Origin of the sequence: Streptomyces sp. NPDC097981, assembly GCF_040302565.1 — a bacterium.
Taxonomy (GTDB): Bacteria; Actinomycetota; Actinomycetes; order Streptomycetales; family Streptomycetaceae; genus Streptomyces.
Window position 1 is genome coordinate 43,180 of the sequence record NZ_JBEORW010000029.1, and the last position, 22,825, is coordinate 66,004.

General features: G+C 71.2%; 20 protein-coding genes. 16 read left to right on the plus strand and 4 right to left on the minus strand.

Annotated elements, in window-relative coordinates:
• The gene (locus ABTY04_RS26035) at window positions 1-1,668 is read right to left on the minus strand and encodes an AbeC-like domain-containing protein (RefSeq protein WP_352215804.1); all 1,668 of its coding nucleotides are present in this window, start codon (window positions 1,666-1,668) and stop codon (window positions 1-3) included.
• Window positions 1,669-1,806: 138 nt separating this feature from the next.
• Window positions 1,807-4,002, minus strand: a complete 2,196-nt coding sequence (locus ABTY04_RS26040) for an elongation factor G-like protein EF-G2 (RefSeq protein ID WP_352215805.1) — start codon at window positions 4,000-4,002, stop codon at window positions 1,807-1,809.
• Between the two features lie 242 nt (window positions 4,003-4,244).
• Between ABTY04_RS26040 and pgsA the strand changes: the two genes are divergently transcribed.
• The 15 genes from pgsA to ABTY04_RS26115 all read left to right on the plus strand — a co-directional run bounded on the left by pgsA (window position 4,245) and on the right by ABTY04_RS26115 (window position 19,660).
• Window positions 4,245-4,907: a phosphatidylinositol phosphate synthase gene (gene pgsA, locus ABTY04_RS26045; protein ID WP_352215806.1), complete on the plus strand. Its 663-nt coding sequence runs from the start codon at window positions 4,245-4,247 to the stop codon at window positions 4,905-4,907.
• Window positions 4,907-5,812, plus strand: coding sequence for a phosphatidylinositol mannoside acyltransferase (locus tag ABTY04_RS26050; RefSeq protein WP_352215807.1), 906 nt, complete (start codon window positions 4,907-4,909; stop codon window positions 5,810-5,812). The genes pgsA and ABTY04_RS26050 overlap by 1 nt, the downstream gene beginning before the upstream one ends.
• Window positions 5,809-6,978 carry a glycosyltransferase family 4 protein gene (locus ABTY04_RS26055; RefSeq protein ID WP_352215808.1) on the plus strand — a complete coding sequence of 390 codons (1,170 nt, stop codon included), beginning with the start codon at window positions 5,809-5,811 and terminating at the stop codon, window positions 6,976-6,978. Before ABTY04_RS26050 ends, ABTY04_RS26055 begins: the two co-directional genes overlap by 4 nt.
• Before the next feature lie 132 nt (window positions 6,979-7,110).
• The gene (locus tag ABTY04_RS26060) at window positions 7,111-7,650 is read left to right on the plus strand and encodes a hypothetical protein (RefSeq protein WP_352215809.1); all 540 of its coding nucleotides are present in this window, start codon (window positions 7,111-7,113) and stop codon (window positions 7,648-7,650) included.
• A gap of 129 nt (window positions 7,651-7,779) precedes the next feature.
• Window positions 7,780-8,697, plus strand: a complete 918-nt coding sequence (pdxS, locus tag ABTY04_RS26065) for a pyridoxal 5'-phosphate synthase lyase subunit PdxS (protein ID WP_030157377.1) — start codon at window positions 7,780-7,782, stop codon at window positions 8,695-8,697.
• A 6-nt stretch (window positions 8,698-8,703) separates the two neighbouring features.
• Window positions 8,704-9,294, plus strand: coding sequence for a pyridoxal 5'-phosphate synthase glutaminase subunit PdxT (gene pdxT, locus ABTY04_RS26070; protein ID WP_352215810.1), 591 nt, complete (start codon window positions 8,704-8,706; stop codon window positions 9,292-9,294).
• A gap of 57 nt (window positions 9,295-9,351) precedes the next feature.
• Complete coding sequence (locus ABTY04_RS26075; protein ID WP_352215811.1) at window positions 9,352-10,104, plus strand: YebC/PmpR family DNA-binding transcriptional regulator; 753 nt, start codon at window positions 9,352-9,354, stop codon at window positions 10,102-10,104.
• A 103-nt stretch (window positions 10,105-10,207) separates the two neighbouring features.
• Window positions 10,208-10,738, plus strand: coding sequence for a crossover junction endodeoxyribonuclease RuvC (gene ruvC / locus ABTY04_RS26080; protein ID WP_352215812.1), 531 nt, complete (start codon window positions 10,208-10,210; stop codon window positions 10,736-10,738).
• Complete coding sequence (gene ruvA, locus ABTY04_RS26085; RefSeq protein WP_352215813.1) at window positions 10,735-11,367, plus strand: Holliday junction branch migration protein RuvA; 633 nt, start codon at window positions 10,735-10,737, stop codon at window positions 11,365-11,367. The genes ruvC and ruvA overlap by 4 nt, the downstream gene beginning before the upstream one ends.
• A gap of 324 nt (window positions 11,368-11,691) precedes the next feature.
• Window positions 11,692-12,753: a Holliday junction branch migration DNA helicase RuvB gene (ruvB, locus tag ABTY04_RS26090; protein ID WP_030294538.1), complete on the plus strand. Its 1,062-nt coding sequence runs from the start codon at window positions 11,692-11,694 to the stop codon at window positions 12,751-12,753.
• A 164-nt stretch (window positions 12,754-12,917) separates the two neighbouring features.
• The gene (gene yajC, locus ABTY04_RS26095; protein WP_352215814.1) at window positions 12,918-13,424 is read left to right on the plus strand and encodes a preprotein translocase subunit YajC; all 507 of its coding nucleotides are present in this window, start codon (window positions 12,918-12,920) and stop codon (window positions 13,422-13,424) included.
• A gap of 153 nt (window positions 13,425-13,577) precedes the next feature.
• Window positions 13,578-15,416: a protein translocase subunit SecD gene (gene secD / locus ABTY04_RS26100; protein ID WP_352215815.1), complete on the plus strand. Its 1,839-nt coding sequence runs from the start codon at window positions 13,578-13,580 to the stop codon at window positions 15,414-15,416.
• A 3-nt stretch (window positions 15,417-15,419) separates the two neighbouring features.
• Complete coding sequence (secF, locus tag ABTY04_RS26105; RefSeq protein WP_352215816.1) at window positions 15,420-16,478, plus strand: protein translocase subunit SecF; 1,059 nt, start codon at window positions 15,420-15,422, stop codon at window positions 16,476-16,478.
• On the plus strand, window positions 16,475-17,026 hold the full coding sequence (locus ABTY04_RS26110; RefSeq protein WP_352215817.1) for an adenine phosphoribosyltransferase: 552 nt from the start codon (window positions 16,475-16,477) through the stop codon (window positions 17,024-17,026). The genes secF and ABTY04_RS26110 overlap by 4 nt, the downstream gene beginning before the upstream one ends.
• Window positions 17,027-17,236: 210 nt before the next feature.
• Window positions 17,237-19,660: a RelA/SpoT family protein gene (locus ABTY04_RS26115; RefSeq protein ID WP_352215818.1), complete on the plus strand. Its 2,424-nt coding sequence runs from the start codon at window positions 17,237-17,239 to the stop codon at window positions 19,658-19,660.
• Window positions 19,661-19,737: 77 nt separating this feature from the next.
• Here the strand turns inward: ABTY04_RS26115 and ABTY04_RS26120 are convergent, their stop codons facing one another.
• Complete coding sequence (locus tag ABTY04_RS26120) at window positions 19,738-20,967, minus strand: DUF349 domain-containing protein (protein ID WP_352215819.1); 1,230 nt, start codon at window positions 20,965-20,967, stop codon at window positions 19,738-19,740.
• Between the two features lie 190 nt (window positions 20,968-21,157).
• Window positions 21,158-21,940 carry a peptidylprolyl isomerase gene (locus ABTY04_RS26125; protein ID WP_352215820.1) on the minus strand — a complete coding sequence of 261 codons (783 nt, stop codon included), beginning with the start codon at window positions 21,938-21,940 and terminating at the stop codon, window positions 21,158-21,160.
• Between the two features lie 163 nt (window positions 21,941-22,103).
• Between ABTY04_RS26125 and ABTY04_RS26130 the strand changes: the two genes are divergently transcribed.
• Window positions 22,104-22,817, plus strand: coding sequence for an MBL fold metallo-hydrolase (locus ABTY04_RS26130; protein WP_352215821.1), 714 nt, complete (start codon window positions 22,104-22,106; stop codon window positions 22,815-22,817).
• Window positions 22,818-22,825 lie beyond the last annotated feature (8 nt).

The window sequence follows — 22,825 nt, forward strand, 5'->3', positions numbered from 1 at the left end:
CTACGCGTCGTACACGTCGGCCTTGCGCGGGGCCGCGTCCTGTACGAGGCCGCTGACGACCATCGAGCGGTTGCTGAAGCGGTCGATGTCGGCGCCGTTCTCGTCCAGGACCCGCAGCGCGGCCGCGTGCACCGCACGCAGGACCGGGGTCGCGGCGCGCATCGCGTCGTCGGCCATGAAGCGGTGGCGCCAGGGCTGGCCCGCCCAGACGTGGCGCAGGCCGAAGGGCTCGGGCAGGACCAGCTTGCCGCCGAAGAAGTCGAGGACCGGCGGGAACCAGGTCAGCGGAGCACGGACCGCCAGGCGGACCACCTCCTGGGCGTCCACCAGCGGCAGGGGCCGCTCCACGGTCTCCCAGAACCGGACGGACTTGGGGACCTCGACGGTCGGGGCCGCGGACTTGCTGGTGAACAGGCCGTCCACCGGTCCGAGCGCGTGGCCGGTCACCTCCACGCGGAGGGTCTTGTAGAGCACGGTGACCGTCACCAGCATGGTGATCACCAGCTGGCCGTCCCAGAGCGGGTACTGGATGCCGAGGTAGTGCCGGTTGCCGCCGCTGAACTGCTGCTCGTTGCAGATCCGGGTGATCTCGTGCGGCTTGACCAGGAAGGTGTCCACGTCCGCGCCGCTGGGCCGGGCCACTTCCTTGGCGCCTTCGCCGACCGGGGTGACGATCCAGTGCTGGATCGACGCGGGCGGCAGGCCGCCGGTGTGCAGGGGGCCGCGCTCCAGCTTGCGCAGCTCGGTGTCGATCGCCCGTATGACGTCCCAGCTGCGGAACGGGTGGATCTCCATGCCCTCCGTCTTGGGGGCGAGCTCCTCGGCCATCTGCCAGCTGCCCCAGCGGGTGCCCATGCCGAGGATGCCCTTGGGGCCGGCGTAGAACACGGAGTTGCTGCGGTCCTCGGCGGTCAGCTTGGCCAGCGAGTGGCGCAGGTCCTCGCGGGCCTTCTCGTCGGGGTTGCCCGGCACCGCCTCCGGGATCTTGGCGCCGATGCCGCTGCCCGCGAGCAGTCCGTCCCAGCGTGAGCGCATGTCGGCGGCGGTGGCCTCGCAGATCCGGCGGGCGAGGAGCCAGCCGACGGCAGGCACGATGATCATGCCGCGCACGTACAGGCCGGCGAAGCCGGTGAACGGCAGCCGGAACATGAGGACGGCCGCCACGACGGCGATGCCGACGAGGACCAGGGTGCCCAGCCAGGACGCGTGCTTCTCCTGGCTCTTGGCCAGCATCTTGCGGAGCTGGAACAGGCCCAGCCACAGCAGCAGCCCGGGCAGGAACAGCACGCCGGCGACGAGCATGATCAGGCGCAGTTTGCGGTCGCGCTCCTTGCGGATGCGGGAGGCGGCCAGGCAGTGCTCGACGACGGTCTGCGGATCGAGGCCGAAGGACTGGATCAGTGGCTTGCGCCCGGCGGCGAGGGTGCGGGCCTCGACGGCACGGCAGAAAGCCTCGCCCAGGTTGGGCTCGAAGAGCGAGATCTTGGGCGGTTTGACCACCGACTCGTGGTACTCGTTGTTGGCCTTGAGTATCGCCGACAGCTTGGTGTCCTTGCCGCCGTCCCGGTACGCGGCCGAGGCGAGGGCGTTGGTCGCCGCGGTCTGGCCGCCGGCCCCCTGCAGGGGGATCTGTGCCCCGGGCCTGAAGTCGAATCCGTCGTCCGCCACCGCTGCCCCCATCGCTGTGCGTTGTGCTGTTTTGCCGCGCACATGAGCCTATCGGCGTATCCCTTCCCATGGTCATGGGACAGGGAAATGCCGCCCACCGCAAGACCGTTGGGTGGGCGGCTCCTGGCGCTCTCTCGGTCAGGTTCCCTTCTCGGCCTGTTCCCGCACCTTTTCCGCGATCTGCGGCGGCATGGGCTCGTGCCGGGCGTAGGCGCGGGTGAACCGGCCCGTGCCGTGCGACACCGAGCGCAGTTCGACGGCGTACCGGCCGATCTCGATCTCGGGGATCTCCGCGCGGACCCGGGTGCGGCCCGTGCCGGCCTGTTCGGTGCCGACGACGCGGCCCCGGCGGCCGGCCAGGTCGCTCATGACGGGGCCGACGTACTCGTCCGGCACGAGGACGGCGAGCTCGGCGACCGGTTCGAGGAGGTGGATGACGGCCTCGGCGGCGGCTTCGCGCAGGGCGAGGGCGCCGGCGGTCTGGAAGGCGGCGTCGGAGGAGTCCACCGAGTGAGCCTTGCCGTCGAGGAGGGTGATGCGGATGTCGACCAGCGGATAGCCGGCCGAGACCCCGCGGGCGGCCTGGGTGCGGACGCCCTTCTCGACGGACGGGATGAACTGGCGGGGCACGGAGCCGCCGACGACCTTGTCGACGAACTCGATGCCGCTGCCGGGCGGGAGCGGTTCGACCTCGATCTCGCAGATGGCGAACTGGCCGTGCCCGCCGGACTGTTTGACGTGGCGGCCGCGGCCGGCGGCCTTCGCGCCGAAGGTCTCGCGCAGGCTCACCTTGTGCGGGACGGGGTCGACCTGGACCCCGTAGCGGGTGCGCAGCCGTTCGAGGGCGACGTCCTGGTGGGCCTCGCCGAGGCACCACAGGACGACCTGGTGGGTGTGCGGGTTCTGTTCGAGCCGCATCGTCGGGTCCTCGGCGACGAGCCGGGCCAGGCCCTGGGAGAGCTTGTCCTCGTCGGCCTTGCTGTGGGCCTCGATGGCGAGGGGGAGCAGCGGGTCCGGCATCGGCCAGGGAGCCATGAGGAGCGGCCGGTCCTTGTCCGAGAGGGTGTCGCCGGTCTCGGCGCGGGTGAGTTTGGCCACGCAGGCGAGGTCGCCGGCGATGGCCCGGGTGAGGGTGCGCTGCTGTTTGCCGAACGGGGAGGACACGGCGCCGATGCGCTCGTCCACGTCGTGGTCCTCGTGCCCCCGGTCGGCCAGGCCGTGCCCGCTGACGTGCACGGTCTCCTCGGGACGCAGGGTGCCGGAGAAGACCCGGACGAGGGAGACGCGGCCGACGTAGGGGTCGGAGGAGGTCTTGACGACCTCGGCGACGAGCGGCCCGTCGGGGTCGCAGGTGACGGCCGGGCGCTCGGCGCCGTCCGGGGCGGTGACGGCGACGGCGGCGCGTTCCAGGGGGGTGGGGAAGCCGCCGGTGATCAGTTCCAGGAGCTCGACGGTGCCGAGGCCCTGGCGGGCGCCGTCGGTGGTGGGGGCGGCCATCAGGACCGGGTGGAAGGTGCCGCGGGCCACGGCGCGCTCAAGGTCGTCGACGAGCGTCTTGACGTCGATGTCCTCACCGCCGAGGTAGCGGTCCATGAGGCTCTCGTCCTCGCTCTCGGCGATGATCCCCTCGATGAGGCGGGCGCGGGCGTCGGAGATGAGGGCGAGCTCGTCGGGTGCGGGGTCGCGCTCCACACGCTCCCCGGAGGTGTAGTCGTACACGCGCCGGGAGAGCAGCCCGAGGAGTCCCGCGACCGGGGAGTGCCCGTCGGGGCCGGGAGGCCCGTACAGGGGCAGGTAGAGCGGGATGACGGCGTCGGGGTCCTCGGCGCCGAAGATCTCGCCGCAGACGGTGGCCATCTGCGCATAGTCGGCGCGGGCTGCCTCCAGATGGGTGACGACGATGGCGCGGGGCATGCCGACGGCCTCGCACTCGTCCCAGACCATGCGGGTCGCGCCGTCGATGCCGTCGGAGGACGAGACGACGAAAAGGGCCGCGTCCGCGGCGCGCAGACCGGCCCTGAGCTCGCCGACGAAGTCGGCGTATCCGGGGGTGTCCAGGATATTGATCTTGATTCCGCCCCATTCGACGGGGACGAGGGACAGCTGTACGGACCGCTGCTGCCGGTGTTCGATCTCGTCGTAGTCGGAGACGGCGGTGCCGTCCTCGACCCGGCCCGCCCGGTTGACGGCGCCGGCCGTCAGGGCGAGGGCCTCGACCAGCGTGGTCTTGCCGGCTCCACTGTGGCCGACCAGCACGACGTTCCGTACGGACGACGGGCGGTCGGCCGTCGGTGCCCTGCCGGCGGCTCCGGCTTGGTGTGATGTGGCTCCCATGATGCTCGTGCCTCCCGGTGTGACGGTGAGGAGGTTGATCGGGGTCCTTCGAGCTTTGCACTGGCGTCACACTGCGTCCATACGTAGTACCCGGCGCGGTCCGGTGCGTGTCGGGGGCACGGACCGGCGATTGCCTGGCGCGAACCGGTGGGTGCGCGGCGGTGGGCGCCCGGGGCGCTGGCTACGATGGGCCAGCCGGTGGCCGATGGGGCCGTTCGGCCCAGCGACCCTCCGGGAAGGCCATGCTGAACAAGTACGCGCGTGCATTCTTCACGCGTGTTCTCACGCCATTCGCCGCTTTTCTCCTTCGGCGGGGGGTGAGCCCGGACGCGGTCACCCTGATCGGCACGGCCGGAGTGGTGGCGGGAGCGCTGGTCTTCTTCCCCCGGGGAGAGTTCTTCTGGGGCACGATCACCATCACGCTGTTCGTGTTCTCCGACCTGGTGGACGGGAACATGGCCCGCCAGGCGGGCATCTCCAGCCGCTGGGGCGCTTTCCTCGACTCGACGCTCGACCGGGTGGCCGACGCGGCGATCTTCGGCGGCTTCGCGCTCTGGTACGCGGGCTCCGGGAACGACAACGTGCTCTGCGCGGTGGCGATCTTCTGCCTGGCCAGCGGCCAGGTGGTCTCGTACACGAAGGCCCGCGGCGAGTCGATAGGGCTGCCCGTCGCCGTCAACGGGCTCATCGAGCGCGCCGAGCGGCTGGTGATCTCGCTGGTCGCGGCCGGTCTGTCCGGGCTGGCGACCTTCGGGGTGCCCTCGTGGATCGAGGTGCTGCTGCCCGTCGCACTGTGGATCGTCGCCGTGGGCTCGCTGATCACGCTGGTCCAGCGGGTGGTCACCGTACGCCGTGAGGCAGCGGAGGCCGACGCGGCCGCCGTGGCCGAGGGCGGCGCTGCCTGATGGGCGCGGCGCAGGACAAGCTGGTCGACGGCCTGTACGGGCTCGGCTGGGCCGGGGTGAAGAAGCTGCCGGAGCCGGCTGCGGTGGCCCTGGGCCGCCGGATCGCCGACTACGCGTGGAAGAAGCGCGGCAAGAGCGTGCTGCGGCTGGAGTCGAACCTGGCCCGCGTCGTGCCGGACGCCGGGCCGGAGCGGCTGCGGGAGCTCTCGCAGGCCGGCATGCGCTCGTACATGCGCTACTGGATGGAGTCCTTCCGGCTGCCGGCCATGGACCCCGAGCGCTTCGGCACGGATGTCGACCTCACGGACGACCACATCCTGCGCGAGGCCGTGGCCTCCGGGCGCGGTGTGATCGCCGCCCTGCCGCACCTGGCCAACTGGGACCTCGCCGGCGCCTGGGTCACCGGGCACCTGGGCGTCCCGTTCACCACCGTCGCGGAGCGGCTCAAGCCCGAATCGCTGTACGACCGCTTCGTCGCCTACCGGGAGAGCCTGGGCATGGAGGTGCTGCCGCACAACGGCGCCTCCTCCTTCGGGACCCTCGCCCGCCGGCTCCGCTCCGGCGGCCTGATCTGCCTGGTCGCGGACCGGGACCTGTCGGCCTCCGGCGTCGAGGTGGACTTCTTCGGCTCGACGGCGCGGATGCCGGCCGGGCCGGCGCTGCTGGCGCAGCAGACGGGCGCGGTGCTGCTGCCCGTCACGCTGTACTACGGCGAGACGCCGTACCTGCGCGGCCGGATCCACCCCGAGGTGCCGGTCCCGAAGACCGGGACCCGGGCCGAGAAGACGGCCGCCATGACCCAGGCGATGGCCGACGCCTTCGCCCAGGGGATCGCCGAGCACCCGGAGGACTGGCACATGCTGCAGCGGCTGTGGCTGGACGACCTGGAGGAGCGCTCCTCGTGAAGATCGGCATTGTCTGCCCGTACTCCTGGGACGTGCCCGGCGGCGTCCAGTTCCACATCCGGGACCTCGCGGAGCACCTGATCCGCCTCGGCCACGAGGTGTCGGTGCTGGCTCCGGCGGACGACGAGACGCCGCTGCCGCCGTACGTGGTCTCTGCGGGGCGGGCGGTGCCGGTGCCGTACAACGGGTCGGTGGCCCGGCTGAACTTCGGCTTCCTGTCGGCGGCGCGGGTGCGTCGCTGGCTGCACGACGGCGTCTTCGACGTGATCCACATCCACGAACCGACCTCGCCGTCGCTGGGACTGCTGACCTGCTGGGCCGCGCAGGGCCCGATCGTGGCCACGTTCCACACCTCGAACCCGCGCTCGCGGGCCATGATCGCCGCGTACCCGATCCTCCAGCCGGCGCTGGAGAAGATCAGTGCGCGGATCGCGGTGAGCGAGTACGCGCGCCGCACGCTCGTGGAGCACCTGGGCGGGGACGCCGTGGTGATCCCGAACGGGGTGGACGTGGACTTCTTCGCCTCGGCCGAGCCGAAGGCGGAGTGGGGCGGCCGGACCCTCGGCTTCATCGGCCGGATCGACGAGCCCCGCAAGGGCCTCCCGGTCCTCATGGCGGCGTTCCCCAAGATCGTGGAGGCCTGCCCCGACGTACGGCTCCTCGTGGCGGGCCGCGGCGACGAGGAGGAGGCCGTGTCCTCCCTGCCCGCCGACCTGCGCGCGCGGGTGGAGTTCCTCGGCATGGTCTCGGACGAGGACAAGGCGCGGCTGCTGCGCAGCGTTGACGTGTACGTGGCCCCGAACACGGGCGGCGAGAGTTTCGGCATCATCCTGGTCGAGGCGCTGTCGGCGGGTGCCGCGGTGCTGGCCTCCGACCTGGACGCGTTCGCCCAGGTCCTGGACCAGGGGGCGGCGGGGGAGCTGTTCGCCAACGAGGACGCGGACGCGCTCGCCGCCGGCGCGGTGGCCCTGCTGCGCGACCCGGTCCGCCGCGCGGAACTCAGCGCCCACGGCTCCGCGCACGTACGCCGGTTCGACTGGTCGACGGTCGGAGCCGACATCCTGGCGGTCTACGAAACCGTGACGGACGGCGCGGCGGCGGTGGCCACGGACGAACGCGTCCCCCTGCGCACCCGCCTGGGCCTCACCCGGGACCCGTCGGCCTGACGGACCCCCCGCGGCGTCCCCAGGGCCCACCGCGTCCGCAGGGCCCACCGCGTCGGCCCGGCCCGCCGCGTCCGCCCGGCCCGCCAGGGCCGACAGGGGCGGGGGCCGCGGTACGCGGTATTGTCGCGGGCCGTGATCGAAACCCTTGTCTGGACCGCCCTGGCGCTCGGCGTCATCGGGGTCTACCTCAGCTGGACCGCCGGACGGCTGGACCGGCTGCACTCGCGGATGGACGCCGCCCGCGCCGCGCTCGACGCGCAGCTCGTGCGGCGTGCCTCGGTGGTGCTCGAAGTGGCCACCTCAGGAGTACTCGACCCTGCCTCCTCGCTCGTCCTGTACGAGGCCGCCCACGGCGCCCGCCAGGCCGAGGAGGAGCACCGCGAGGTCGCCGAGAGCGAGCTCAGCCAGGCGCTGCGCGCGGTGTTCTCCGATGCCGCCCAGGTCGAGGTGCTCAAGGCCGCCCCGGGCGGCGAGGCCGCCGCCGGGGAGCTGGCCGCGGCCGTCCGGCGGGTGCCCATGGCGCGGCGCTTCCACAACGACGCCGTACGGGCCGCCCGCGCACTGCGCCGGCACCGCAAGGTCCGCTGGTTCCGGCTGGCCGGCCATGCCCCCTTCCCGCTCGCCTTCGAAATGGACGATGAGCCTCCGGTGGATCTTGCCGACCGGCCCTAGTTGTACCCGAAGGCCAAGTCGAAAGGGGCCACCGGCTCCTCATTGGCCCTTGCGGTGGACTGGTCGGGGACGGTTTCCTCGGCGGAGTACCACCGCAGCACCCGTCTTCCCTTCGAGTGAGGTCAATCCGTGAGCACGCTTCCCTCCACCCCGCAGTCCGCTGAGTCCGCGATCGGCACCTCCCGCGTCAAGCGCGGCATGGCCGAGCAGCTCAAGGGCGGCGTGATCATGGACGTGGTCAACGCCGAGCAGGCGAAGATCGCCGAGGACGCCGGCGCCGTGGCCGTCATGGCCCTGGAGCGGGTCCCTGCCGACATCCGCAAGGACGGCGGCGTCGCGCGCATGTCGGACCCGAACATGATCGAAGAGATCATCGAGGCGGTCTCGATCCCCGTCATGGCCAAGTCCCGCATCGGCCACTTCGTCGAGGCGCAGGTCCTGCAGTCCCTCGGTGTCGACTACATCGACGAGTCCGAGGTCCTGACCCCGGCCGACGAGGTCAACCACTCCGACAAGTGGGCGTTCACCACCCCCTTCGTCTGCGGTGCCACCAACCTGGGCGAGGCCCTGCGCCGCATCGCCGAGGGCGCGGCCATGATCCGCTCGAAGGGCGAGGCCGGCACCGGCAACGTCGTCGAGGCCGTCCGCCACCTGCGCCAGATCAAGAACGAGATCGCCAAGCTGCGCGGCTTCGACAACAACGAGCTGTACGCCGCCGCCAAGGAGCTGCGCGCCCCGTACGAGCTCGTCAAGGAGGTCGCCGAGCTCGGCAAGCTCCCGGTGGTGCTGTTCTCCGCCGGTGGCGTCGCCACCCCGGCCGACGCCGCCCTGATGCGCCAGCTCGGTGCCGAGGGCGTCTTCGTCGGCTCCGGCATCTTCAAGTCGGGCGACCCGGCCAAGCGCGCCGCCGCCATCGTGAAGGCCACCACCTTCTACGACGACCCGAAGATCATCGCGGACGCCTCCCGCAACCTGGGCGAGGCCATGGTCGGCATCAACTGCGACACCCTGCCCGAGGCCGAGCGCTACGCCAACCGCGGCTGGTAATCGGACATGACCACCCCCGTTATCGGTGTCCTGGCCCTCCAGGGCGATGTACGGGAGCACCTGATCGCCCTGGCCGCGGCGGACGCCGTGGCCAGGCCGGTCCGGCGTCCCGAGGAGCTCGCCGAGGTCGACGCCCTGGTGATCCCCGGCGGCGAGTCCACGACCATGTCGAAGCTCGCCGTCCTGTTCGGCATGCTGGAGCCGCTGCGCGAGCGCGTGCGGGCCGGGATGCCCGTGTACGGCACCTGCGCCGGCATGATCATGCTCGCCGACAAGCTGCTCGACGGCCGCGAGGACCAGGAGACGCTCGGCGGCATCGACATGATCGTCCGCCGCAACGCCTTCGGCCGCCAGAACGAGTCCTTCGAGGCCCGGATCGACTTCGCCGGCATCGACGGCGGCCCGGTCGAGGGCGTCTTCATCCGCGCCCCGTGGGTCGAGTCGGTCGGCGCCGCCGCCGAGGTGCTCGCCACGTACGACGGCCACACCGTCGCCGTGCGCCAGGGTAATGTCCTCGCCACCTCGTTCCACCCGGAGCTGACCGGCGACGACCGCGTCCACGCGTACTTCGTCGACATGGTGCGCGCGGGGCTGTAATCAGGTCCCGGTAGGATCTGAGGTGAACACTGTTGGTGACGCGAAGGAGACAGGCGGATGTCCGGCCACTCTAAATGGGCTACGACGAAGCACAAGAAGGCCGTGATCGATGCCAAGCGCGGCAAGCTCTTCGCGAAGCTGATCAAGAACATCGAGGTCGCGGCCCGTATGGGCGGTGCCGACATCGAGGGCAACCCGACCCTCTTCGACGCCGTGCAGAAGGCGAAGAAGCAGTCGGTCCCGAACAAGAACATCGACTCCGCGGTCAAGCGCGGCGGCGGCCTCGAGGCCGGCGGCGCCGACTACGAGACGATCATGTACGAAGGCTACGGCCCGAACGGTGTCGCGGTGCTCATCGAGTGCCTCACCGACAACCGCAACCGCGCCGCCTCCGACGTCCGCGTCGCCATGACCCGCAACGGCGGCTCGATGGCCGACCCGGGCTCGGTCTCGTACCTGTTCAACCGCAAGGGCGTCATCCTCCTGCCCAAGGCCGAGCTGTCCGAGGACGACGTGCTCGACGCGGTCCTGGAAGCCGGTGCCGAAGAGGTCAACGACAACGGCGAGACCTGGGAGATCATCAGCGAGGCCACCGACCTGGTCGCGGTCCGCACCGCGCTCCAGGAAGCCGGCATCGACTACGACTCCGCCGACTCCAGCTTCGTCCCGACCATGCAGGTCGAGCTCGACGAGGACGGCGCGCGCAAGATCTTCAAGCTGATCGACGCGCTGGAGGACAGCGACGACGTGCAGAACGTCTTCGCCAACTTCGACGTCTCCGACGAGGTCATGGAGAAGGTCGACGCCTGATCGGGCATCAGCGGCGGGCCGACGGGGACACACCCCGTCGGCCCGCTGCTTTGTCAGTGCCACCGGATAGCCTGCACGCACTGGCGATCGAAGGAGGGGCGGGGTGCGCGTACTCGGCGTGGACCCGGGGCTGACCCGGTGCGGTGTCGGCGTGGTCGAGGGCGTCGCCGGCCGTCCCCTCACCATGATCGGCGTGGGGGTGGTACGCACCGCCGTGGACACGGAGTTGGGGCACCGGCTCGTCGCGATCGAGGCGGGCATCGAGGAATGGCTCGATGAGTACCGGCCCGAAGTCGTCGCCGTGGAGCGGGTGTTCAGCCAGCACAACGTCAGTACGGTGATGGGGACCGCCCAGGCGAGCGCCGTTGCCATGCTGTGCGCGGCGCGCCGCGGGATACCCGTCGCCCTGCACACCCCCAGTGAGGTCAAGGCCGCCGTCACCGGCACCGGCCGGGCCGACAAGGCACAGGTCGGGGCGATGGTGACCCGGCTGCTGCGGCTCTCCGCCCCGCCCAAACCCGCCGACGCCGCGGACGCCCTCGCCCTCGCCGTCTGCCACATCTGGCGGGCCCCCGCCCAGAACCGCCTCCAGCAGGCGGTCGCCCTGCATGCCTCGAAAGGCCGCCCCTCATGATCGCCTTCGTCAGCGGCCCGGTCGCCGCACTCGCCCCCACCCAGGCCGTGATCGAGGTCGGGGGAGTGGGCATGGCCGTGCAGTGCACGCCGGGTACCGTCTCCGGCCTGCGGATCGGGGAGACGGCGCGGCTGGCCACCTCCCTGGTGGTACGGGAGGACTCGCTGACGCTGTACGGCTTCGCCGACGACGACGAGCGGCAGGTCTTCGAACTGCTCCAGACCGCGAGCGGGGTCGGACCGCGCCTCGCCCAGGCGATGCTGGGGGTGCACAGCCCGGACGCGCTGCGCCTCGCCGTCTCCACGGGGGACGAGAAATCCCTGATGGCCGTGCCCGGCATCGGGAAGAAGGGGGCCCAGAAGCTGCTGCTTGAGCTCAAGGACAAGCTGGGCCAGCCGCTCGGTACCGGAGCGCTGGTCGGGGCCCAGCGGGCCGCCGCGTCCGGGCCCGCCCCCTGGACCGAGCAGCTCGCCGCCGCGCTGATCGGCCTCGGCTATGCCTCGCGGGAGGCGGAGGACGCGGTCTCGGCGGTGACGCCGCAGGCGGAGGAGGCCATCGCCGCCGGCGGTTCGGCCCCGGTCCCGCAGCTCCTGCGCGCGGCCCTCCAGTCCTTGAACCGCGCCCGCTGATCCTTGAACCGCGCCCGCTGACCGGCCCGTTGCCCGCGGGCGGGCTGCTGCGCGGGGCCTGCCCCTCCCCGCCCTTCCACCGTTCTCCCCCAGACTCCGTCCGGGGGGACCCCCAGCCTCGATCACCGGCGCGGCTCGGAAGCCGGTACCGGTCACTGCGCGGTGCTCCGCGACCACGCCTCGATCGCCGGCGGGGCCGGATGTGCCCCCGGGAAACGGTAGAGGGCGGGCGGGGAGGGGAGGGGCACCGTGCAGCCGCAGCCACCGCACCCGGCAGGGGACCCGGACCGACCACCGCAACGACGCAGAAGGCAGACTGACACCGTGAACTGGGATGACGAGAGCGACGACCGGATCGTGGCGGCCGCCGCCGACGGGGAGGACACCGCCGTCGAGGCGGCCCTGCGCCCCAAGGACCTCGGCGAGTTCGTCGGTCAGGAGAAGGTCCGCCAGCAGCTGGACCTCGTCCTCAAGGCGGCCCGCCAGCGCGGGGCCACCGCCGACCACGTCCTGCTCTCCGGCGCGCCCGGCCTCGGCAAGACCACACTGTCAATGATCATCGCCGCCGAGATGGGCGCGCCGATCCGGATCACCTCCGGCCCCGCCATCCAGCACGCGGGCGACCTCGCCGCGATCCTGTCCTCTCTCCAGGAAGGCGAGGTCCTCTTCCTCGACGAGATCCACCGCATGTCCCGGCCCGCCGAGGAAATGCTGTACATGGCCATGGAGGACTTCCGGGTCGACGTGATCGTCGGCAAGGGGCCCGGGGCCACCGCCATCCCCCTGGAGCTGCCGCCGTTCACCCTCGTCGGGGCGACGACCCGCGCGGGCCTGCTGCCGCCGCCGCTGCGCGACCGCTTCGGCTTCACCGGGCACATGGAGTTCTACGCCCCCGAGGAGCTGGAACGCGTCATCCACCGCTCCGCCCGGCTCCTCGACGTGGAGATCGACACGGCCGGTGCCGCCGAGATCGCCGGCCGTTCCCGCGGCACCCCGCGCATCGCCAACCGCCTGCTGCGCCGCGTCCGCGACTACGCCCAGGTCAGGGCCGATGGGGTGATCACCCGCGAGGTGGCCGGCACCGCCCTCCAGGTGTACGAGGTGGACGCGCGCGGGCTCGACCGGCTGGACCGGGCCGTCCTCGAAGCCCTGCTCAAGCTGTTCGGCGGCGGTCCCGTCGGGCTGTCCACCCTCGCCGTCGCGGTCGGCGAGGAGCGGGAGACGGTGGAGGAGGTCGCCGAGCCGTTCCTGGTACGGGAGGGGCTGCTCGCCCGTACCCCCAGGGGCCGGGTCGCGACCCCCGCCGCATGGGCTCACCTGGGCCTCGTCCCGCCGCAGCACGGCGGCAGTGGATCAAGCGGACAACAGGGCTTGTTCGGGGCCTGACGGCGCGGAGGTTCGCCCGGTCAGGAACTGCGGTGCCATGCTGGGCGTTGTTCCATCCGTGCGGACTCGCCTAGACTCCGCCGATGCCGACCCTTCGGGTCGGCGTGCCCACCCCCGTAGAAAAAGGCCGTCTCCCGTGCGGTCGTGCGAAGGATCTCCGTCCCGTGAATCTCGTGACACTCCTCCCGTTCATCGTGCTCATCGGGGCGATGTTCCTGATGACCCGCTCCGCGAAGAAGAAGCAGCAGGCGGCCGCGCAGATGCGCGACCAGATGGCGCCCGGCACCGGTGTCCGCACCATCGGCGGCATGTACGCCACGGTCAAGGAGATCGGCGAGGACACCGTCACCCTTGAGGTGGCCCCCGGCGTCCACGCGATCTACGCGAAGAACTCCATCGGCGCCGTCCTGGAGGACGCGGAGTACAACCGCATCGTCCACGGCACGAGTGATGATCTGACGATCGACACGCCGGCCGTTCCGGACGACGCCTCCTCGCTGACCCTCGACAAGGAGGCGGACGAGACCGGGGCCGAGGCCCCGAAGCTCGACCTGGGCAAGAAGGACGAGCCCAAGGCGGACGAGCCCGAGGCCGGCGAGGCCAAGGGTGACACGCCGAAGGACGACAAGCCCGAGGACGGCAAGGCCGACGGCGAGGCCGGCACGAAGTAGCGCGCGAGCGGGGACCGTGCAGGCGCCTGACCGGCGGCCGTCGCGGTCCCCGTCAGTGACACTTCTGCGGGGGGCAGGGGTCCCCACCACACATTTCGTGGCCGTCCGCGCGCTGACCCGGCGCGGGGCGGTTGGACAGGGAGATACGACAAGGTGGCAGCACCGAAGAAGGGCCGGCGGCCCACGGGGGCTCAGGGGAGGCCGGGGCGCGCCCTGGCGATCATCCTGATCGCAATGGTGGCGCTCACCGCGGGGATGTTCCTCACGAAGCAGACGACCCCCCGGCTCGGCATCGACCTCGCCGGCGGTACGAGCATCACGCTCAAGGCCAAGAGCGAGCCCGGCAAGCCGGACGCGATCAACGAGACCAACATGAACACGGCGGTCGGCATCATCGAGCGCCGTGTCAACGGTCTCGGCGTCTCGGAGGCCGAGGTCCAGACGCAGGGCCGCGACCACATCATCGTGAACATCCCCAAGGGGACGAACGAGAAGCAGGCCCGCGAGCAGGTCGGTACCACCGCCCAGCTGTACTTCCGCCCGGTCCTGGCCTTCGCCGACGGTGCCCCGGCGGCCCCCGAGGCCACGCCGAGCCCCGCCGCGAGCAGCTCCGGCGCCCCCAAGGCCGAGGGCAGCGGCAAGCCCAGCGCCCCGGCCACCCCGTCGTCCAGCGCCACTTCCCAGGGCCGTGTGCTCAGCGAGGCCCTCAAGGCCCCGGCCACTCCCTCGCCCTCGGCGAGCGAGTCGAAGAAGGCAGACGGCACCAAGGCCCCGGCCACCCCCGCTCCCGCGCCCTCGGCGAGCGAGTCGAAGAAGGCAGACGACAACAAGGCTCCGGCCCCGACCCCGGCCCCGACGGGCATCGAGGCGGCCGCCGCCGACCTGCAGGCGAAGTTCGCCGCGCTGGACTGCACCAACGAGGCACAGCGCACCGCCGCGGGCAAGGGTGCCAAGCCCGAGGACCCGACGCTCGCCTGCGGCAAGCACGGCAACACCTGGGGCAAGTGGATCCTCGGCCCCGCCGGTGTCGCCGGTACGGACGTCGCGGACGCCAAGGGCGTCATCGACCCGCGGCGCGGCCAGTGGATCGTCACCATGCAGTTCACCGACAAGGGCGCCGACAAGTTCGCCAAGATCACCGGTGAGCTGGCCACCAAGCAGATGCCGCAGAACCAGTTCGCGATCGTGCTCGATGGCGAGGTCGTCTCCGACCCGTCCGTCAGCCAGGCGCTGACCGGCGGCAACGCCGAGATCTCCGGCGGCTTCACCCAGCAGAGCGCGCAGGACCTGGGCAACATGCTCTCGTACGGCGCCCTGCCGCTCTCCTTCAGCGAGGACAGCGTCACCACCGTCACCGCCGCGCTCGGCGGCGAGCAGCTGAAGGCCGGCCTGATCGCCGGTGCCATCGGCCTCGCCCTCGTGGTGATCTACCTGCTCGTCTACTACCGGGGCCTGGCCTTCATCGCCATCGTCAGCCTCCTGGTGTCCGCGATCCTCACCTACACGATCATGGCGCTGCTCGGAAAGGGCATCGGCTTCGCGCTGAACCTGCCCGCCGTCTGCGGTGCGATCGTTGCGATCGGCATCACGGCGGACTCGTTCATCGTGTACTTCGAGCGCATCCGCGACGAGATCCGCGAGGGCCGCACCCTGCGCCCCGCCGTGGAGCGGGCCTGGCCGCGAGCCCGGCGCACCATCCTGGTCTCCGACTTCGTGTCGTTCCTGGCCGCCGCGGTGCTGTTCATCGTCACCGTCGGCAAGGTGCAGGGCTTCGCCTTCACCCTGGGTCTGACCACTCTGCTCGACGTGGTCGTGGTGTTCCTCTTCACCAAGCCGGTCATGACGCTGATGGCCCGTACGAAGTTCTTCTCCAGCGGTCACCCCTGGTCCGGGCTGGACCCGAAGCGGCTCGGCGCCAAGCCGCCGCTGCGCCGGTCCCGCCGCACCGGCTCCGGTTCCGTCACCGCTCCCGTCGACGCAAAGGAGGCGTGAGAGATGTCGAAGCTGGGAGATCTCGGCGCCAAGCTGTACCGCGGTGAGGTCGGCTACGACTTCGTCGGCAAGCGCTTCGTCTGGTACGGCGTTTCCATTCTGATCACCATCACGGCGGTCGTGGCCCTGGCCGTTCAGGGCCTCAACATGGGCATCGAGTTCAAGGGCGGTGCCGTCTTCACCACCCCGAAGACGGCCGTCTCCGTCGCCAGGGCGACCGAGGACGCGGCGAAGGCCTCGGGCCACGACGCGACCGTCCAGGAGCTCGGCACGGGGGGCTTGCGCATCCAGATCTCGGGTCTGGACACGGACGCCGCGGCGGGTGTCAAGAAGCAGCTCGCCACCGACCTCAAGGTCGCCGAGGCCGACATCAACGCGGACCTGGTCGGCCCCAGCTGGGGCGACCAGATCGCGAACAAGGCCTGGACCGGCCTCGCCGTCTTCATGGTCCTCGTGGTGATCTACCTCGCCATCGCCTTCGAGTGGCGGATGGCGGTCGCCGCGCTGATCGCCCTGGTCCACGACCTCACCATCACCGTCGGCGTGTACGCGCTGGTCGGCTTCGAGGTCACCCCGGGCACCGTGATCGGTCTCCTGACGATCCTCGGTTACTCCCTCTACGACACCGTCGTCGTCTTCGACGGTCTGAAGGAGGGCTCGAAGGACATCACCAAGCAGACCCGGTACACGTTCAGCGAGATCGCCAACCGCAGCATCAACGGCACCCTGGTCCGCTCGATCAACACCACCGTCGTGGCGCTGCTCCCGGTCGGGGCCCTGCTCTTCATCGGCGGCGGCTTCCTGGGCGCCGGCATGCTGAACGACATCTCGCTGTCCCTGTTCGTCGGCCTCGCGGCCGGTGCGTACTCCTCGATCTTCATCGCGACCCCGCTGGTCGTGGACCTCAAGGAGCGCGAGCCGGCGATGAAGGCGCTGAAGAAGCGGGTGCTCGCCAAGCGGGCGGCCGCGGCGGCCAAGGGCGAGTCCCCGGACGGCGAGGACTACGCGGACGACGACGCCCCGCAGGTCGTGGCCCAGGGCCGCTCGGGACGGCGCCGGTGAGTGCACTGTCCCCCGAGGGGCGTGAGCTGCTGCTCAGCCGGATCAAGGACGTCGCGGACTACCCGAAGCCGGGCGTGATGTTCAAGGACATCACCCCGCTGCTGGCCGACCCGCAGGCCTTCGCGGCCCTGACGGACGCGCTGGCGGAGCTGGCCGGCCAGTACGGCGCGACGAAGATCGTCGGGCTGGAGGCGCGCGGGTTCATCCTCGCGGCGCCGGTGGCGGTCCAGGCGGGCATCGGCTTCGTGCCGGTACGCAAGGCCGGGAAGCTGCCGGGCGCCACGCTCGCGCAGTCGTACGAGCTGGAGTACGGCACCGCGGAGATCGAGGTCCACGCCGAGGACCTCGCGGCCGGCGACCGGGTCATGGTCATCGACGACGTCCTGGCCACCGGCGGCACCGCCGAGGCCTCGCTCTCGCTGATCAGGCGGGCCGGCGCGGAGGTCGCCGGAGTGGCGGTCCTGATGGAGCTGTCGTTCCTGCCGGGCCGCGAGCGGCTGGCCGGCGCCCTCGCGGGTGCCCCGCTGGACGCACTGATCGTCGTCTGACGACGCCGACCGCCGAGCGGGCGGGTACCCCGGGACATCCGGGTACCCGCCCGTTTCGGCATCTCCGGGCCCGGGGAGCCCCGGCCCCGTCCGTGTGGTGGGCACGGGGAACGGGCCGACGGAACCATCGCTACCATTGGTTATCCGGACCTGACCGGGGCACCGGATCCTCCCCCGGACTCCGCCCGGGGGACCCCCAGAGGAGCGCTCTTGCCAGACGAGGTCCAGCCAATCTCCGCCGCGCAGCCCGACCCGCAGGCCGAGCCGGCCGCGGCGCCCCCCGCCGCGCCCCCGCCGGCCCCGCCCGTGAAGCCCGCGCCCGCGAAGTCGGCCGGGTCGTCCAACCGCGTGCGCGCCCGGCTCGCCCGCCTCGGCGTCCAGCGTTCCAACCCGTACAACCCGGTACTGGAACCCCTGCTCCGCATAGTCCGCAGCAACGACCCGAAGATCGAGACGGCCACGCTGCGCCAGATCGAGCAGGCGTACCAGGTCGCCGAGCGCTGGCACCGCGGTCAGAAGCGCAAGAGCGGCGACCCGTACATCACCCACCCGCTCGCGGTGACCACCATCCTCGCCGAGCTCGGCATGGACCCCGCCACCCTGATGGCCGGCCTGCTGCACGACACCGTCGAGGACACCGACTACGGGCTGGAGGACCTGCGCCGCGACTTCGGCGACGCCGTGGCCCTGCTCGTCGACGGCGTCACCAAGCTCGACCGGGTCAAGTTCGGCGAGGCCGCCCAGGCCGAGACCGTCCGCAAGATGGTCGTCGCCATGGCCAAGGACCCGCGCGTCCTGGTCATCAAGCTCGCCGACCGCCTGCACAACATGCGCACCATGCGCTACCTCAAGCGGGAGAAGCAGGAGAAGAAGGCCCGCGAGACGCTGGAGATCTACGCCCCGCTGGCGCACCGGCTGGGCATGAACACCATCAAGTGGGAGCTGGAGGACCTCGCCTTCGCGATCCTCTACCCCAAGATGTACGACGAGATCGTCCGCCTCGTCGCCGAGCGGGCGCCCAAGCGCGACGAGTACCTCACCATCGTCACCGACGAGGTGCAGACCGACCTCCGGGCCGCCCGCATCAAGGCCACCGTCACCGGCCGGCCCAAGCACTACTACAGCGTCTACCAGAAGATGATCGTCCGCGGCCGTGACTTCGCGGAGATCTACGACCTGGTCGGCATCCGCGTCCTGGTCGACACCGTCCGGGACTGCTACGCCGCCCTCGGCACGGTGCACGCGCGATGGAATCCGGTCCCCGGCCGGTTCAAGGACTACATCGCGATGCCCAAGTTCAACATGTACCAGTCGCTCCACACGACGGTCATCGGACCCAGCGGCAAGCCCGTCGAACTCCAGATCCGCACCTTCGACATGCACCGCCGCGCCGAGTACGGCATCGCCGCGCACTGGAAGTACAAGCAGCAGACCGTCGCCGGCGCCTCCAAGGTCCGCACCGACGTCCCGCAGGCCGCCAAGGGCAGCGCCGGCCAGGACACGGTCAACGACATGGCCTGGCTGCGCCAGCTGCTGGACTGGCAGAAGGAGACCGAGGACCCGGGCGAGTTCCTCGACTCGCTGCGCTTCGACCTCTCCCGCAACGAGGTCTTCGTCTTCACGCCCAAGGGCGACGTCATCGCGCTGCCCGCCGGCGCCACCCCGGTGGACTTCGCGTACGCCGTCCACACCGAGGTCGGCCACCGCACCATAGGCGCACGCGTCAACGGCCGCCTCGTCCCGCTCGAATCGACCCTCGACAACGGCGACCTCGTCGAGGTGTTCACCTCCAAGGCCGAGGGCGCGGGCCCGTCCCGCGACTGGCTCGGCTTCGTCAAGTCCCCGCGGGCCCGGAACAAGATCCGCGCCTGGTTCTCCAAGGAGCGCCGCGAGGAGGCCATCGAGCACGGCAAGGACGCCATCGCGCGGGCCATGCGCAAGCAGAACCTGCCGATCCAGCGCATCCTCACCGGCGACTCGCTCGTCACCCTCGCGCACGAGATGCGCTACCCCGACATCTCCTCCCTGTACGCGGCGATCGGCGAGGGCCACGTGGCCGCGCAGGGCGTCGTACAGAAACTGGTGCAGGCCCTCGGCGGAGAGGAAGCCGCCAACGAGGACATCGAGGAGAGCGTCCCGCCGTCCCACGCCCGCGGCAAGCGGCGCGGCAACGCCGACCCCGGCGTCGTCGTCAAGGGCGTCGACGACGTCTGGGTCAAGCTGGCCCGCTGCTGCACCCCCGTACCGGGCGACCCGATCATCGGCTTCGTCACCCGCGGCAGCGGCGTATCGGTTCACCGCGCGGACTGCGTCAACGTGGACTCCCTCTCCCAGCAGCCCGAGCGGATGCTGGAAGTGGAATGGGCGCCCACCCAGTCCTCGGTCTTCCTGGTCGCCATCCAGGTCGAGGCACTCGACCGGTCCCGGCTGCTGTCGGACGTCACGCGGGTCCTGTCGGACCAGCACGTGAACATCCTCTCCGCGGCCGTCCAGACCTCCCGCGACCGCGTGGCCACCTCCCGCTTCACCTTCGAGATGGGCGACCCCAAGCACCTGGGACACGTCCTGAAGGCCGTACGGGGTGTCGAGGGCGTCTACGACGTCTACCGCGTCACCTCCGCCCGCCGGCCCTAGCCGAGCGCGCGGACGGCACGGACGAGGGCCCCGGTACGGAATTCCGTACCGGGGCCCTCGTAGGTACAGGCGCGTGATTAGCCGCCGAACTCCTCCAGGCCCTTCAGCGCCTGGTCCAGCAGGGCCTGGCGGCCCTCCAGCTCGCGGGCCAGCTTGTCGGCCTTCGTGTTGTTGCCCGCTGCACGGGCCGCGTCGATCTGCTCACGCAGCTTGTCCACCGCCGCCTGGAGCTGACCCGTCAGACCGGCCGCACGGGCCCGCGCCTCCGGGTTCGTACGACGCCACTCGCCCTCCTCGGCCTCCTGGATGGCCCGCTCCACCGCGTGCATCCGGCCCTCGACCTTCGGCCGGGCGTCCCGCGGCACGTGGCCGATGCCCTCCCAGCGCTCGTTGAGGGAGCGGAACGCGGCCCGCGCCGCCTTCAGGTCCGTGACCGGGACGAGCTTCTCGGCCTCCTCGGCCAGCTCCTCCTTCAGCTTCAGGTTCTCCACCTGCTCGGCGTCGCGCTCCGCGAACACCTCGCTGCGCGCCGCGAAGAACACGTCCTGCGCACCGCGGAAGCGGTTCCACAAGTCGTCCTCGGCCTCGCGCTGCGCACGGCCCGCGGCCTTCCAGTCCGCCATCAGCTCGCGGTAGCGGGCGGCCGTCGGACCCCAGTCGGTCGACTTCGACAGCGACTCGGCCTCCGCGACCAGCTTCTCCTTGACCTTGCGGGCGTCCTCGCGCTGCGCGTCGAGCGAGGCGAAGTGCGCCTTGCGGCGCTTGGAGAAAGCGGAACGGGCGTGTGAGAAGCGGTGCCACAGCTCGTCGTCCGACTTGCGGTCCAGCCGCGGCAGACCCTTCCAGGTGTCCACCAGGGCACGCAGCCGCTCGCCCGCGCTGCGCCACTGGTCGCTCTGCGCCAGCTGCTCCGCCTCGGTGACCAGCGCGTCCTTGGCCGCCCGGGCCTCGTCCGTCTGCCGGGCCTTCTGGACCTTGCGCTCCTCCCGCCGCGAGTCCACGGTCGCGACCAGCTTGTCCAGCCGGACGCGCAGGGCGTCGAGATCGCCCACGGCATGGTGCTCTTCCACCTGCGTGCGCAGGTGGTCGATGGCCGTCTGCGCGTCCTTGGCGGACAGATCGGTGGTCCGCACCCGCCGTTCGAGGAGGCCGATCTCGACCACCAGGCCCTCGTACTTGCGCTCGAAGTAGGCCAGGGCCTCCTCAGGGGTGCCCGCCTGCCACGAGCCGACGACCTGCTCGCCCTCGGCAGTACGCACGTACACGGTGCCCGTCTCGTCGACGCGGCCCCACGGGTCGCTGCTCACAGCGCCTCCTCCACCTGATGCCTCCGAGGGGTTCACCCCCTGGGCATCGTCCACAGTTTCCTGGGGCGGGCAGCGCCCGCCCTGCACAACGCCAACATAGGCGACCGCCGGGCCGGCTGTCCGCATCCCGCACGACGGAATATCGCCGTACGGGCGGGACACCGGCCGGGCCCGGGGCCGCCGGACCCCGTCAGTTCTGCGTGACGGTGCCCTTCTCGATGGTCACCGGGGTCTTCGGGGCCCCGTCCTGGCCGCCGTCGGCCGTACCGGCCTTGGCCACGTCCTCAAGCGCCTTCAGGCCCGCCGCGTCGATCTTGCCGAACGGCGTGTACGAGGGAGCCAGCGGGCTGTCCTTGTAGACCAGGAAGAACTGGCTGCCGCCGCTGTGCGGCTGTCCGGTGTTGGCCATCGCCACCGTGCCCGCGGGGTAGATCACCTGGCCCTGCTCGTTCGGCTTGCCCAGCGAGTCGAGGTTCTCGTCCGCGATGGTGTAGCCGGGGCCGCCCATGCCCGTGCCCTCCGGGTCGCCGCACTGGAGCACGAAGATCCCGGACGTGGTGAGGCGGTGGCACTTGGTGTTGTTGAAGAAGCCCTTGTCCGCGAGCGACTTGAACGAGTTGACGGTCTCCGGCGTCTTCGCCGCGTCCATCTCGAACTTGACCTCACCCGCGCTGGTCTTCAGGTCGAACGTGTACTTCGCGTTCTTGTCGATCGCCATCGCCGGCGAGGGCGACTGCTTCGGCGAGGGCGCGGCCGACGGGCTCGCCGCCGTGTCCCCGGCCTGGTCCTTCTTGTCCTCGTCGAAGACGCCGCCCACGACGAGGCCGACCAGCGTCGCGACCACCACGGCCACCGCCGCGCCGATCACCGCCGCCCGCTGCCGCGCCTTGTGGCGGGCCTCGGCCCGGCGCTTCTGCTGGCGCTCGTACTTCTCCCTGGCGAGCTGTCGCCGCCGCTGATCGCTCGTGACCACCGGGTCGTCTCCTTGTACGTGTCTGGCACCGCTGTCCGGGCTCGGTTAGGCCGTACCGTATATGGGTTCGCTGTGTAACGAGCGGCGCCGGTACGCTCTGAGCAGCAGCATTCCGATCTCGGCCGCTGCTGACTCTCCCGCCGGACGACGATTGAGGACGAACGTGCTGATTGCCGGGTTCCCCGCCGGGGCCTGGGGGACCAACTGTTACGTGGTCGCCCCCGCCGCCGGTGAGGAGTGCGTCATCATCGACCCGGGCCACCAGGCGGCCCAGGGCGTCGAGGAGACGCTGAAGAAGCATCGGCTCAAGCCTGTCGCGGTCGTCCTCACCCACGGCCACATCGACCATGTGGCCTCGGTGGTCCCGGTGTGCGGAGCACACGACGTACCGGCCTGGATCCACCCCGAGGACCGCTACATGATGAGCGACCCGGAGAAGGCCCTCGGCCGCTCCATCGGGATGCCCCTGATGGGTGAGATCACCGTGGGCGAGCCGGACGACGTCCGCGAGCTGACGGACGGGGCCGGGCTGAAGCTCGCCGGCATGGACTTCTCGGTGGCGCACGCGCCCGGGCATACCAAGGGGTCGGTGACCTTCCGGATGCCCGAGCTGGCCGACATCCCGCCGGTCTTCTTCTCGGGCGACCTGCTCTTCGCCGGCTCCATCGGACGCACCGACCTGCCCGGCGGCTCCCACGCCGAGATGCTCCAGTCGCTGGCCCGCGTGTGCCTGCCGCTGGACGACTCGACCGTGGTGCTGTCCGGCCACGGTCCCCAGACCACCATCGGCCGCGAGCGCGCGACGAACCCGTACCTGAGGGAAGTCGCCGCCGGGCTCGGAGCGGATCCGACGGCCGCTCCACGACGAGGAATGTGACGAGAGTT